1 protein-coding gene is annotated in these 954 nt (G+C 52.0%); it reads left to right on the plus strand.

Features of this window, described 5'->3' with window-relative positions; all coding sequences use genetic code 11:
• Positions 1-954, plus strand: a 954-nt coding sequence (locus HMPREF3125_RS12885) for an LPXTG cell wall anchor domain-containing protein (RefSeq protein ID WP_256278066.1), incomplete at both ends; no start/stop codon positions are given.

Below are 954 nucleotides of genomic sequence, written 5' to 3' on the forward strand. Positions count from 1 at the left end.
AGCGATGCGGACTCAGACTCAGATGCAGATAGTGATGCGGATTCAGATTCCGACGCAGATAGCGATGCGGACTCAGACTCAGATGCGGATAGCGATGCAGACTCAGACTCCGATGCAGACAGTGATGCGGACTCCGACTCAGATGCGGACAGCGATGCAGACTCAGACTCCGACGCGGATAGCGATGCAGACTCAGACTCCGATGCAGATAGCGATGCAGACTCAGACTCCGACGCGGATAGCGATGCAGACTCAGACTCAGATGCAGATAGCGATGCGGACTCAGATGCCGACGCAGACAGCGATGCGGACTCCGACTCAGATGCGGATAGCGATGCAGACTCAGACTCCGATGCAGACTCAGATTCCGATTCCGATTCCGATGCAGATGCCGATTCAGATGCAGACAGCGATGCGGACTCAGACTCAGATGCAGATAGCGACGCAGATGCCGATTCAGATGCAGACAGTGATGCGGACTCAGATTCAGACGCAGACAGTGACGCAGATAGCGATGCAGACTCAGATTCTGATGCAGATAGCGACGCGGATTCCGATTCAGATGCAGATAGCGATGCGGACTCAGATTCCGACGCAGATAGTGACGCAGACTCCGATTCTGATGCAGACAGTGATGCTGATGCAGACTCCGATGCAGATAGCGACGCAGATTCAGATTCCGATGCGGATAGCGACGCGGACTCAGACTCAGACGCAGATAGCGACTCAGATTCCGACGCAGACAGTGATGCGGACTCAGACTCCGACAGCGATTCTGATTCCGACAGTGATTCTGATTCCGACAGTGACTCCGATTCAGATAGCGATTCCGACGCAGATACTGACAAAGATTATTCAGATGATAAAGCATTACCAGAAACTGGTGATCAATCAAATTCAAATAATGCGACGTTATTCGGATCTTTATTTGCTGGCTTAGGCTCATTATTCTTA

The organism is Staphylococcus sp. HMSC13A10 (assembly GCF_001808005.1).
Classification (GTDB): Bacteria; Bacillota; Bacilli; order Staphylococcales; family Staphylococcaceae; genus Staphylococcus; species Staphylococcus pasteuri.